The organism is Streptomyces sp. NPDC031210 (assembly GCF_055570395.1).
Window position 1 is genome coordinate 159,502 of the sequence record NZ_JBVIHH010000013.1, and the last position, 12,788, is coordinate 172,289.

A 12,788-nucleotide genomic window follows, 5' to 3' on the forward strand; every position below is an offset into this window, starting at 1 on the left:
TTCAGCCGGCGACAGGAACACGGTACGTCGGACGTAGGGATTGGGCTCGCCAGGTGGTGACGCCGGTGCGGGTCAGCAGCATGGCGGCGAGGGAGAGCATCATGGCGGGGCTGCCTTGGTGGACGTCCAGGGCGGCGGAGACGCCGGCGAGGCCGAGCCGCAGCACGAGGCCGCCGAGCCACGCGGCGGCGGTGGCCCATCCGCCCTTGGTCCACACCGCGCCTTCGTCGTCCGTCCACATCCGGGTGGTCCAGGCCCAGGCGGCGCCGGCGGCCAGTCCGACGACGACTTCCGCGGCGAGGAGTACGGCGGAGGCGGTGTGGTGCGTCGGACCGAGGATTCCCGGTTCCCTGACGGCCATGACGGTGAGGACGGCTGGCGCCGCCCACCATGTCTTGCTGTCCGCGGTGAGGCGCTGTGCCTGGAACTGCCGGATGAACACGATCGCGACGACACCGACGATCACCAGAGTGTTGAGCGAGCCGCTCATGTCCTTCAGCCTCCGTGGGGCGAGTTGTGACGACACCGCCGACGCTACGGAGCCGGCTCGCCACCCGGATCGGAGCCAGGGTGGGGAGGGGGTGGACATGACGACGGGCGCCTCTCCCCCCGTGGGTGGAGAGGCGCCCGGTGAGGCTCGCGGAGCCGCTCAGGTGTCGATGCGCGAACGGTCCAGAGTGGAGGCGGAGTTGGTGATGAACTCCTTGCGGGGGGCGACTTCGTTGCCCATGAGGAGGTCGAAGGCCTTCTCCGCCGCTTCGAGGTCGCTGATGTTGATCCGTCGCAGGGTGCGGTGGCGCGGGTCCATGGTGGTTTCGGCGAGCTGGTCGGCGTCCATCTCGCCCAGGCCCTTGTAGCGCTGGATGCTGTCCTTGTAGCGGACGTTCTTGCGCTGGAGCTCGAGCAGCGTCTGGCGCAGTTCGCTGTCGGAGTACGTGTAGATGTACTTGTCCTGGCCCTTTTTGGGGTTGGTCAGTTCGACGCGGTGCAGCGGGGGCACGGCGGAGAAGACCCGGCCCTGTTCGACCATCGGGCGCATGTAGCGCTGGAAGAGGGTCAGCAGCAGGCAGCGGATGTGCGCGCCGTCGACGTCGGCGTCGGCGAGGAAGATGACCTTGCCGTAGCGGGCGGTGTCGATGTCGAACGTCCGGCCGGATCCGGCTCCTATGACCTGGATGATGGAGCCGCACTCGGCGTTCTTGAGCATGTCCGAGACCGACGACTTCTGGACGTTGAGGATCTTGCCGCGGATGGGCAGCAGCGCCTGGAATTCGGAGTTGCGCGCGAGTTTCGCGGTGCCGAGCGCGGAGTCGCCCTCGACGATGAACAGCTCGCTGCGCTCGACGTCGTCGCTGCGGCAGTCGGCGAGCTTGGCCGGCAGCGAGGAGGTCTCCAGCGCGGTCTTCCGGCGCTGGGCCTCCTTGTGCTGGCGGGCGGCGATGCGCGTACGGGCCGCGGCGACGATCTTCTCCAGGACGGAGCGCGCCTGCTGCTTGGCGTCCCGCTTGGTGGAGGTCAGGTACGCCTTGAGTTCCTTGCTGACGACCTGGGCGACGATCCGGGAAGCGGCGGACGTGCCGAGGACCTCCTTGGTCTGGCCCTCGAACTGGGGCTCCGCGAGCCGCACGGTGACGACGGCGGTGAGGCCCTCCATGGCGTCGTCCTTGACGACGTCGTCCTCGGCGACGCGCAGCAGCTTGCTCGACCGCAGCACTTCGTTGACGGTCTTGGTGACCGAGCGCTCGAAGCCGGCGACGTGGGTGCCGCCCTTGGGTGTGGCGATGATGTTCACGAACGACTTCACGGTGGAGTCGTAGCCGGTGCCCCACCGCATGGCGATGTCGACGCCCAGTTCGCGGGTGACTTCGGTGGGTGTCATGTGACCACGGTCGTCCAGGACCGGCACGGTCTCCTTGAAGGTGCCCTGGCCGGTCAGCCGCAGGACGTCGCTGACGCCCTTGTCCTGGGCGAGGTACTCGCAGAATTCGCTGATGCCGCCGTCGTAGCGGAAGGTCTCCTCAGACTTGCCGGCGCCGTCGATGCCGCGCTCGTCACGGACGACGAGGGTCAGACCCGGCACGAGGAAGGCCGTCTGGCGGGCGCGGGCGTAGAGCGTTTCGAGGGAGAGCTTGGCGTCCTTGAGGAAGATCTGCCGGTCCGCCCAGTAGCGCACGCGGGTGCCGGTCTTGGTCTTGGGGACGCGCTTGCCCTTGAGGAGGCCGTTGCGCGGGTCGAAGGGGGCGTCGGGGCCCGATTCGGTGAAGATGCCGGGGACGCCGCGGCGGAAGCTGATCGAGTGGGTCCGGCTGTTGCGGTCCACCTCGACGTCGAGGCGCGCGGAGAGGGCGTTGACGACGGAGGCGCCGACGCCGTGCAGACCGCCGGAGGCGGCATAGGAGCCGCCGCCGAACTTTCCGCCGGCGTGCAGCTTGGTCATGACGACCTCGACGCCGCTGAGGCCGGTTTTCGGCTCGACGTCGACGGGAATACCGCGGCCGTTGTCGCGGACCTCCACCGAGCCGTCGTCGTGGAGGATCACCTCGATGTGATCGCAGTAGCCGCCGAGCGCCTCATCGACGGAATTGTCGATGATTTCCCACAGGCAGTGCAGCAGGCCGCGACTGTCCGTGGATCCGATGTACATGCCGGGGCGCTTGCGAACGGCCTCCAGCCCCTCGAGGACGAGCAGATGCCGCGCGGTGTAGTTGGAACCGTCCCGGTCTGCCCCGGTCAGCACTGCGGTGGACGGCACGGACATCTCGGCGGTCACGCGGTTCGCTCCTCGCTGAATTTCTGGCAGTCCGCATTCCGCGGACTCGGTTGTGGCGGTGTCGCCCGTCAGAGGGTACCGAGGCCTGGTAGAGCCGATGTGACGCCACCCGTAAGCACGCCCATGGTAGTAGAATTTCGCTCGTGCGTTCGATCCCTCGATGGGGTGACGTCGTAGTGACGTGCACATCACGTTCCCTTCGAGGCATGAACCATTTAGGCTCCGGGCACGTCCTCATCAACAACCGGCAAGCCAGCCGGGAGGACGCACCCCCAACCAACGTGAATCAGACCAAGCAATACGGCTCATTCGCCGCCACCCGGCAGCACCCGGCCCCCTCGGAGAAGTTTTTTCGAGGAAAAGGCACGAGCGGGAACGTTTTCGGCCTGGTTGGATGTTGACCCTGGTACGACAGCTCGTCGAGCTAGAGAAGAGGCGACGTGACTACTGTTCTGACACCCGCGAGCCCGCTGACGGCCGCTGACCGCTGCGACCGCTGCGGCGCCCAGGCCTACCTGCGCGTCGTCCTGATGTCCGGCGGAGAACTGCTCTTCTGCGCCCACCACGGTCGTAAGTTCGAGCCAGAACTCAAGAAGATCGCCGCGGAAATACAGGACGAGACGGAGCGGCTGACCGCCCCTCCGGCGTCTGCGACCGAAGAGGAACGCTGACACATCGCAGCATCCACGACGAGCGAGTAGCGGCCTAGGGCCGTGCGGCGGGCGGTCTCCCCGGCACCATCGGGGAGACCGCCCGCACTCGTACGCCCGGAAAACATGCGTTCCTCACCCGGCCCCGTGCTCCGATACCGCCGGCACGAGCTCCGAGGCCCGCGTATAGACGCCGGGGTTTCCCGCCCGCCCGCAGCCGGTCCCCCACGACACCAGGCCCACCAGCCGCCCGTCCACCACCAAAGGCCCGCCGCTGTCCCCCTGGCAGGCGTCCCGGCCCCCGCGGGGCTCGCCGGCGCAGAGCATCGAGTCGGCCTTGTACGTGCCATCGGGGCTGCCCGGATAGGCGTGGGCGCACACAGAGTCCTTCAGGACGTTCACGTGGGCCGCCCGCAGCCGGGTCGCGTACGCGCCCTCGCCCGTCGTGTCTCCCCAGCCGTAGACCGTGGCCGCGCCGCCGGGCCCGTAGGCGGCGTCGCCAGGCCCGGCCAGCCGGATCGGCTGCTTCCGGGCGGGCTCCCGCAGGGTGAGGACGGCCATGTCCCCCTCGTTGGTCCAACTGTCATAGCGCGGGTTCACCCACACTTTCGCGGCCTTGAGCTCCTGCCCCCCGCTGTGGGCGAGGTCGTCGCGTCCGATCACGATCCGCAGGTCGTTGACCTGCCGCCAGGGCACCCCCAGCACTTCCTTGCTCAGGCAGTGCGCGGCTGTCACGACTGTGGAGCGGCCCACGAGGACGCCCCCGCAGAACTGTCCGGACCGCTGGGCGCCGAAGCGGTCACGGGAGGCGAGTGCCACCGCCCAGGGGCTCTGCGAGACCCGTACGGGCTTGCCGCCGATCACCGAACCGTCCGCTGCCGCCGTTGACGGCGTGGCCAGGACCAGCGCGAGGGCTCCGAGAACTGCGTGGGCGGGCGGACGCATACGGACTCCTGACTCTGGGACAGTGGTCGCCCACCCAGAGTGAGCCAAACGGCGGCGCCCCGCACCCGGACGGCGGCGAGCCCGGCCTCTCCACGAAGGAGGGACCGGGCTCGGGGCGTCTCTGTGCTGGTACGGCTAGTCGAGGTAGTCCCGCAGCACCTGCGAACGCGACGGGTGGCGCAGCTTCGACATCGTCTTGGACTCGATCTGGCGGATCCGCTCACGCGTGACGCCGTAGACCTTGCCGATCTCGTCCAGCGTCTTGGGCTGGCCGTCGGTGAGGCCGAAGCGCATGGACACCACGCCGGCCTCGCGCTCGGAGAGGGTGTCGAGCACCGAGTGGAGCTGCTCCTGCAGGAGCGTGAAGCTGACCGCGTCGGCCGGGACAACCGCCTCGGAGTCCTCGATGAGGTCACCGAACTCGCTGTCGCCGTCCTCGCCCAGCGGGGTGTGCAGCGAGATCGGCTCGCGGCCGTACTTCTGGACCTCGATGACCTTTTCGGGGGTCATGTCGAGTTCCTTGGCCAGCTCCTCCGGGGTGGGCTCGCGGCCCAGGTCCTGGAGCATCTGGCGCTGCACGCGGGCGAGCTTGTTGATGACCTCGACCATGTGGACGGGGATACGGATCGTACGGGCCTGGTCGGCCATGGCGCGGGTGATGGCCTGGCGGATCCACCACGTCGCGTAGGTCGAGAACTTGTAGCCCTTGGTGTAGTCGAACTTCTCGACCGCGCGGATCAGACCGAGGTTGCCTTCCTGGATCAGGTCCAGGAAAAGCATGCCGCGGCCGGTGTACCGCTTGGCGAGGGAGACGACCAGACGGAGGTTGGCCTCCAGGAGGTGGTTCTTGGCCCGGCGGCCGTCCTCGGCGATGATTTCCAGCTCGCGCTTGAGCTTCGGCGCGAGCTTGTCCGCGTTCGCCAGCTTGTCCTCGGCGAACAGGCCCGCCTCGATGCGCTTGGCGAGCTCGACCTCCTGCTCGGCGTTGAGGAGGGGGACCTTACCGATCTGCTTGAGGTAGTCCTTGACCGGGTCGGCGGTGGCGCCGGCCGCGGCGACCTGCTGCGCGGGGGCGTCGTCCTCGTCGTCGTCGGACAGGACGAAGCCGGCGTTCTCGGTGCCCTCGGCGGCTTCGGTCGCCTCACCCTTGCCGGGCGCCGGGGTCTCCTCGGTCGCCTCGTCGTCGAGGAGCTCGTCGACGTCCTTCTTGGACGCGGACTTCTTCGCGGTGGCCTTCTTGGCCGTCGTCTTCTTCGCGGCCGTCTTCTTGGCGGTCGCCTTCTTCGCCGCGGCCTTCTTCGCAGGCGCGGACTCGGACTCATCGACCGCGCCGTCCGCCACGGGGGCGGCGGCCGCGGTGGTGGCCTTCTTGACCGTGGCGGGCTTGGCCGCGACGGTCTTGGTGGCGGTGCGCTTCGCCGGACTCTTCGCTGCGACGCTCTTGCGGGTGCGCTTGGGCGCCTCTGCGGCACTGACCATCAGCGTCACACCCTCCTCGTCGAGGATCTGGTTGAGGCTGCGCAGAACGTTCTTCCACTGGGTTGGCGGAATCTGGTCAGCTTCGAAGGCCCGACGCACGTCATCGCCGGCGATCTGCCCATCAGCCTTTCCCCGCTCGATGAGCGCCATCACAGACTCGGACTCGGCGATCTCCGGCGGGAGCGTACGGGATGTGCTGGCCGACACGAACAACCTCTCGGAACGATGGAAACGGCTTCCGACCCCGTCCACTGTGGATCGGAGCCGACGACCGCCGGTGGGGATGGACCGACGGCGCGGGGGGTAACCGGGGAGTTGAACAGCGTCACGAACGCGGTTCGTATTCCTCCTCGGCTATCACCTCTTAAGTCATCGCGCTTCCCCGAAGAGCGTTACGCCCAATCCACGTGGCCCGAGTCACACCTCATACCGACCCATTCCCGGTCGTATGACATGCAACCCTCTCAAGGCTCCCTTGCCGGATCCGGGCGACCTCCCGGATCCGGCGGTGGGCTGCTGCGGCGCGTGCGACGCGCCCCGCGCCCGATGGAGTGCGGGGCGACGGCCGTGCGGTGCCTTCGTTCCGTACGCGCGGGTACGAGCCTTCAGTGCTCGCGGGGCGCGGGGACGACGTGGTCGACGGGCGACCCGGGACCCTGGCCGCCGGCTTCGACGTGGGCGGCGAGAAGCTGGCGCATCGCGGACTCGGCCGCCGTGGCGTCGCCGGCTCCGATGGCGTCGACGATCCGCATGTGCTGGCCCACGGACGTTTCGATCGGGCGCTCGCAGCCGCCGGCCGGGCCGCCGGAGACGTGCAGGGCGGAGGAAACGATTCCGGAGAGGTGCTCCAGCATGCGGTTCCCGGCGAGCTGGAGCAGCAGGGAGTGGAACTCGGCGTCGGCGCGGCCGAAGGTCATGGTGTCGCCCTGGGCGGCGGAGTGCCCCATGATCTCGACCATGTCGGCGAGGCGCTGCTGGACGTCCTCGCGGCCGTGGCAGGCGGCGAGCCGGGCGGCGAGGGGTTCGATGGTCCAGCGCAGCTCGCACAGCTCGCGGCGCTGGTCGTCGCGCTGGGGGCCGTAGGCGCGCCACTCGATGATGTCGGGGTCGAGAAGGTTCCAGTCGCTGACCGGGCGTACGCGGGTGCCGACGTTCGGGCGGGCGCTGACCAGGCCCTTGGCTTCGAGGACGCGCAGCGACTCGCGGACGACGGTGCGGGAGACCTCGAAGCGCTGGCCGATCTCCTCGGGGACGAGTGGGCGGTCGGCGCCGAGATCGCCGGAGACGATCATCTGGCCGAGCTGTTGGACGAGTTGGCCGTGCAGGCCGCGGCCGCGGCTGCCCGCCGCGCGGCGGCCGGCCCGGCCCATGTCTGTTTCGGAGCTGTCCCAGACCGGGGCAACGCGCTCGGCGCGGTCCGCGCCGGCCGCGTTGGCGGCGGCGTTGGCGCCGGCATAGGGGTAGCGGTCAAGCTCGCCCGGGCCTGCGAGGCCGGTGTCGCCGGGGCGAGCCGCGGTCATCATGGTGTGCGCAAGGGTACTCACGCATCTTTTGTCGGCGACACCCTGAACGGCCTTGAGGTCTTTGGTGAAAAGCACACGAAAGGGTGATCGCCCGCCATCTCGCAATTGACGCTTTATCGGAAAGAAATGCGCTTTCTCCGGCGGTTTTTGGGCAGCGAGAACCACAACAGGGGACCGAAACAGGCGCCATGGCGGTCAGCGCGTCCGGCCGCGCAGCACCGTGAGGGCGTAGGCGCAGACCAGGGCGGTCAGCGACAACGCCATTGCGCCGCCGACCGGTTGGGTCGCCAGGCGTAACGCGACCGATACGGCGTGGTCGATTCCGGAAGGCCACATCAGGAGAGTTGACGCACCCAGTCGGGCGGGCAGTCCGGCCAGGGAGCGGGCCGCGGGCTCGGCCGCCACCCGTTGCACGAGCGGTACGACGAGGACCGGTACGGCGAGTACCGCCGCCAATCCCATTGCGGTGGACCGGAATACGCCGGCCGCCAGCACGCCCGCCCAGGCACAGCCGACCAGCAGAGCGGCCCAACCGGCAGCGAGAACAGGCCATTCGGCGAGGCCGGCGACGGCCTGTCGTCCGAACAGCAGGCGGGCCGTCGCCGCGTTCGCGGCCAGTACGCATGTGCCGAGGGCCAGCGCTGTGCCGCCGCTGACCGTGAGTTTGGTGAGGAGCACGCCCAGGCGGCGGGGCACGCTGCCGGCTTCCGGTGCCAGGGTCGGGTAGCGGAACTCCTGGCCGAAAGCGAGCGCTCCGAGCAGGCCGGTGCCCAGCGCGGCCGGGGGGAAGGGCAGTTGACGCGGCCAGCCGGTGAGCACTCGCGACATCGGGGCCTGCCCTTGGCGGGCCAGCAGCAGCGCCAGCGCCAGGGAAGCGAGCAGGGCGGCGACCGCTACGCGGGCGCCGGCGCGGTCGTTCGCGGTGCGACTCAGTTCGTAACGCAGCGGCCAGACCGGGCCGGGGGCGGGCAGCCGGGGGATGGTGAGGCGTGCGGTGACGGGCGTGATGGGGGGTGGCGGGCGGGGCGGGCGGTCCGAGGGGTCCGCGCTGCTGAGGGTTGGGAGGGTGCGGAGGTGGGATGCCGTGCGGATGTTGGGCGTCGTGCGGGTGCCGGGGGTCGTGCGGGTGCCGGAGTCCGCGTCAGTGCCGGATGGAGTGTCGGCGACGGGGGTGGTGGGGGTGGTGGTGCGGGCAGGGTGGTGGGCGGCTCCGGGGGGTGGGGTGGGTGCGGCTTCCTGGGGTGGTGGGGTCGGGTCGGTGGGGGATGAGGCACCGGCGGCCCGGTCCCCGGGGCGGCCGTCCGCGCGGGGGAGGGGGGTGAGCGGTGCGGTGTCGCCCACCTCGTCGGCGAGGCGGTGCACCAGGATGCCGTGGCGGAACGCCGTCTCCCCCACCGCTGCGCAGTTGCTGCCGTAGACGGCGATGCGGCTGCCGCTCTCCCGTACGACTTCGACGGCGCGGCCGACCGTGGGGGTGTCGGCGCGGTGGGCGCGCTGCGATTCGTCGAGGAGGAGGGTGGCGAGACGGTCGGCTTGCGGGGAGTGGACGACGACCCGGGGGCGCAGGCGGGTGCGGGCGAAGTCGGCGGCTTCCTGGTCGGCGACGAGCCGGCCGTCTTTGACGGTGACGACGCGGTCGCCGATCCGCGCCGCTTCTTTGGCGTCGCGTGAGGTGACGAGTACGGCGCCGCCCTGGTCGGCGTACTCACGCAGCAGTCCGTGCAGCCAGGCCGCCTCGCGGGGGGAGATGCCTTGGGCAGGTTCGTCGAGGATGAGGGTGTGGGGGTCGCCGATGAGGGCCGCGGCCACGCCCAGTCTGCGGTCCATTCCCCGGGAGAGCGCGCCCAGGCGCTGGTCGGCGAGGCCGCTGAGGCCGACGAGGTCGAGCACGTCGTCGGCGCGGGTGGCCGGCACTCCGGCGGCGGCACTGAGCATGCGCAGGTGTCCGCGGGCCGTGCGGGAGGGGTCGCCGGGGACGTCGCCGAGGACGACGCCGATTTCGCGGGCGGGGTGGGGGACGCGGTGCAGCGGGCGGCCGCGGAAGAGGGCGACGCCGCGGCCTCGTTGGAGTTGGAGCATCAGGCGCAGGGCGGTGGTCTTGCCGGCACCGGGGGTGCCGTGCAGCACGGTCACCCGGCCCGGCCGCGCCTCGAAGGTGAGGTCGTCGACGGCGGGCGGGTGCTCGCCACGGGGTTCGCTGGTCAGTCCGATGGCTTGGATCATCGCGTCCCTCGCGGGGCGTGAGGCCGTTCGGAAGCAGCGGGCGGTACGAGAGGACTCACCCGGCCAAGGTAACGCTACATGTCCTATTTATTGGCAATTGGGCGGCTTGGCGGGCATCGTGTCCCGGGTGGCCGCAGGCCGATGGGGTGACGCCGTGTCACTTGCCGGCCGGCTGAGCCCGAGCGTCCGGGCCCGGGGTCAGACCTCGGGGCGCAGCATCGGCGGATTGAGGAGGGTGGCGCCGCCGGCTCTGAAGAGCTGGGCGGGGCGGCCTCCCTGACGGGTCGTCGTCCCGCCGGTGGGCACGAGGAAGCCGGGGGTGCCGGTCACCTTGCGGTGGAAGTTGCGGGGGTCGAGGGCGACGCCCCACACGGCTTCGTAGACCCGTCGCAGCTCGCCGACGGTGAATTCCTGGGGGCAGAAGGCTGTCGCGAGGGAGGAGTACTCGATCTTCGAGCGGGCGCGTTCCACGCCGTCGGCGAGGATTCGCGCGTGGTCGAAGGCGAGCGGGGCGGCCATCTCCCCTTCGCGGGCGAGCGCGCCGTCCTGGTCCAGCAGGGTCTCCACCGGCGCCCAGCGGGCACTGTGGGCGTCGCCGCCGGCCCGTGGGGCGGGCAGGTCGGGGGCGAGCACCAGGTGCGCGACGCTCACGACGCGCATCCGCGGGTCGCGTTTGGGGTCGCCGTAGGTGGCGAGCTGTTCGAGGTGGGCGGCGTACGCGGGCGGCGGGCCCGCGGGGGCGTGGGCGTGCAGGCCGGTCTCCTCGGCGAGTTCCCGGGCGGCCGCGGCTTCCAGATCCTCGTCGGCCCGGACGAATCCACCCGGCAGGGCCCAACGGCCCTGGAAGGGTTGCTCACCGCGGCGCACGGCCAGCGCGCACAGGGCGTGGCGGCGCACGGTGAGCACGACCAGGTCGACAGTGACGGCGAACGGCGGGAAGGCCGACGGGTCGTAGGGAGGCATGGCGCGATCATAGTCGTCCGCTTGACGATAAACAGGCCCCGAAGCGGTTCAGGAACCCAGTCGCAGGCCATCGGACGCGGCCTCCACCATGCCCATGCCGAGCCTGCTGATGCGTACCGCGAACGGCTCCTCGGCGACGCTCAGTCCGGTGAACCGCATCGCTCCGAGGGGGGCGCTGCCTAGCGGGCGCACCGCGACCGTACCGGCGGGGGCATCGGGGCGCAGGCCGGCGAGCGCGACGAGTATCTGTACCGCGCCGGCCGCCGCGGAACCGGCGGGGCGGCAGGCCGCCGGGTGCGGGACGGGGGCCTCGCCGTCCGCGGTGCGTTGTTCGCCCGCGTACATCTCCGGGAGGCGGTAGCCGAAGCCGGCCGCCGCTTCGAGGACGCCCCGGGTCAGGGCGGCGGCTTCCTTGTCGTGGCCGGCTGCCGCCAGCCCGGCCGCGGCGATCGCCGTCTCGTGGACGCGGACCGCTCCGCTGCGGTGCCCGAAGGGGTTGTAGCCGTTCTCGTTGGTGCCCAGCGCGCGCAGGCCCCAGCCGGAGTCCAGGGCGGGGCTGCCCAGCAGCCTGGCGAGCCGGCCGGTCTGTGCCGCGTCCAGCAGGCCGGGGGCGAGGGTTCCGCCGCCCAGGAGGCCGGTGTCGAGGAGATGCGCCGCGGTGGAGCCGAGGTGCGGCAGGCGTCGGCCGTCGCGGGTGAGGAGGGCGGCGGGCCGGCCGCCCCCGTGGTCCTCCAGCCAGAAGTCGTCGCGGAACCGCGTGCGCAGGTCGGCGGCCCACTCGCGCAGTGCTGCCGCGTCAGGTCGGCCGAAGGCGTCGAGGAGGTCGGCACCGAGCAGGGCGGCGCGGTGGGCGTGGGCCTGGGTTTCGCAGCGGTACGGCCCGTCGGGTGCGGGGTCGGGGACGTAGCCGTGGTGGGGGCCGGCCGGTGACCGCGCGGCGGCTCGGCGCAGCCATGTCAGGCAGCGCTCGGCGGCGGGCAGCAGCCGCTCGGTTTCCTGTTGGGGCAGGCCCCAGCGGCGGGCTTCGGCGAGGAGGGTGGGGAACAGGAGGGTGGCTTCGGCGGCGGTGCAGCGGGGCGGGGCGTGCGGTCCCGCGTCTCTTAAGGCGCCGGGAATTCGGCCGGAATCCGCCCCCGCGGTGTGCTGGGTGCGGGCGAGGGCGCGCAAGGTGCCGGCGGCGAGCCTGGTGCCCAGCGGCAGGGTCATCCGGGCGGTCGACAGTGCTTCGGCGGGTGCGAGGCCGCACCGCCAGGGGAATCCGCCGGCGACGTAGACATCTGATGCCGCGCCGGGTGCGCGCAGCAGCAGGCCGCGCAGATCGTCGAGGCTGGTGGCGAGCAGCGCGTCGGCCCGTGGGTCGTCGCACTCCAGGCGTGCGGCTCCCCAGGGGAGCGGTGGCCGGTCACCGCGTGGCCGGGGCACGATCGGCCGGCTTCGCGGGCGGGGAATCGGGAAGGGCGCGCGGAGCCTGGTGACGGCCGTGGGCTGGTCGGGTGCGGGGGCGTCGCGGTCGAGTCGGATGTGGAGTTCGATGGTGCGCCGGCCGTCCGGCGGCAGATCCAGCTCCCACCGCAGCAGGCCGGCAGAGGCCACGGCGTCCTGGGGGGTGGGCGTTACGGTGGCCACCACGTGGGCGTCCGGCCCGGGCCAGCGCAGGCCCGGGCCGTGTACCGCCGGCCGCAGTTCGGCGCCCGCCAGGCCGACGGCGACGGCGCCGAGCGCCGCGAGGTCGGTGCCGAGCCGGATCTCGACCGGGAGCCGAACGGGCCGGGCGGCGCTGCTGTGGAAGGTGATGCGTTCGATGCCGTCCGCGGACCTCAGCCGCTCCATGTGGATCTCCGGATCCGGTCCGCGTTCGCCGGGCCTGCGGACCGTGCCTATGAACCGCGCGCGGTCCGCGCCGAGCAGCCTGGACTGGACGATGAGCGGTTCACCGCCGGCGACGCGCAGTTCGCAGCGGGAGAGGATCCGCAGGCCGTCGCGGTAGTAGCCGTCCAGGCCCTGGCCGGTGAGCTGTCCGGAGGGGGACGAGACGGCGAGGGCCGGGAGGGCCACACAGACGAGGGCGGAGTGGACGGGTTGGGGTTGGGGGGCCGGGGGCGGGGTGGGGCGCCGTTCTCCCGGTGACCGACGGGCCGGCTGTGTGGTGGGGACGATGCCTGGCACGCTCTGCGCTCCCTGGTGTGGTCGGGGCTTCGTACGGCCTGCGCCACAGAGCTGAACGGCCCGGTCGGC

At 71.4% G+C, this 12,788-nt stretch carries 9 protein-coding genes; 1 reads left to right on the forward strand and 8 read right to left on the reverse strand.

The window, feature by feature from the left end:
- Position 1: 1 nt before the first annotated feature.
- Together ACZ45Z_RS23715 and ACZ45Z_RS23720 are read right to left on the reverse strand one after the other, a co-directional pair.
- The gene (locus ACZ45Z_RS23715) at positions 2-490 is read right to left on the reverse strand and encodes a DUF1453 domain-containing protein (RefSeq protein WP_468365740.1); all 489 of its coding nucleotides are present in this window, start codon (positions 488-490) and stop codon (positions 2-4) included.
- Positions 491-649: 159 nt separating this feature from the next.
- Positions 650-2,770: a DNA gyrase/topoisomerase IV subunit B gene (locus tag ACZ45Z_RS23720; RefSeq protein WP_468365742.1), complete on the reverse strand. Its 2,121-nt coding sequence runs from the start codon at positions 2,768-2,770 to the stop codon at positions 650-652.
- Between the two features lie 440 nt (positions 2,771-3,210).
- Here ACZ45Z_RS23720 and ACZ45Z_RS23725 point away from each other — a divergent pair, with 440 nt between their 5' ends.
- Positions 3,211-3,441, forward strand: a complete 231-nt coding sequence (locus ACZ45Z_RS23725; RefSeq protein WP_401471325.1) for a DUF7455 domain-containing protein — start codon at positions 3,211-3,213, stop codon at positions 3,439-3,441.
- A gap of 114 nt (positions 3,442-3,555) precedes the next feature.
- Here ACZ45Z_RS23725 and ACZ45Z_RS23730 read toward each other — a convergent pair whose 3' ends face one another.
- The 6 genes from ACZ45Z_RS23730 to ACZ45Z_RS23755 form a co-directional block, all read right to left on the reverse strand.
- Positions 3,556-4,365, reverse strand: a complete 810-nt coding sequence (locus ACZ45Z_RS23730; RefSeq protein ID WP_468365746.1) for a S1 family peptidase — start codon at positions 4,363-4,365, stop codon at positions 3,556-3,558.
- A 135-nt stretch (positions 4,366-4,500) separates the two neighbouring features.
- Entirely contained in the window at positions 4,501-6,057 is a 1,557-nt protein-coding gene (locus tag ACZ45Z_RS23735) for an RNA polymerase sigma factor (protein ID WP_468365749.1), read from the reverse strand.
- 392 nt (positions 6,058-6,449) lie between these two features.
- Entirely contained in the window at positions 6,450-7,442 is a 993-nt protein-coding gene (locus ACZ45Z_RS23740) for a FadR/GntR family transcriptional regulator (RefSeq protein WP_468365752.1), read from the reverse strand.
- Positions 7,443-7,562: 120 nt separating this feature from the next.
- Complete coding sequence (locus tag ACZ45Z_RS23745) at positions 7,563-9,590, reverse strand: ABC transporter ATP-binding protein (RefSeq protein ID WP_468365755.1); 2,028 nt, start codon at positions 9,588-9,590, stop codon at positions 7,563-7,565.
- 198 nt (positions 9,591-9,788) lie between these two features.
- Positions 9,789-10,553, reverse strand: coding sequence for an NUDIX hydrolase (locus ACZ45Z_RS23750; RefSeq protein WP_468365759.1), 765 nt, complete (start codon positions 10,551-10,553; stop codon positions 9,789-9,791).
- Between the two features lie 48 nt (positions 10,554-10,601).
- Positions 10,602-12,719 carry a glycogen debranching N-terminal domain-containing protein gene (locus ACZ45Z_RS23755; RefSeq protein WP_468365762.1) on the reverse strand — a complete coding sequence of 706 codons (2,118 nt, stop codon included), beginning with the start codon at positions 12,717-12,719 and terminating at the stop codon, positions 10,602-10,604.
- Positions 12,720-12,788 lie beyond the last annotated feature (69 nt).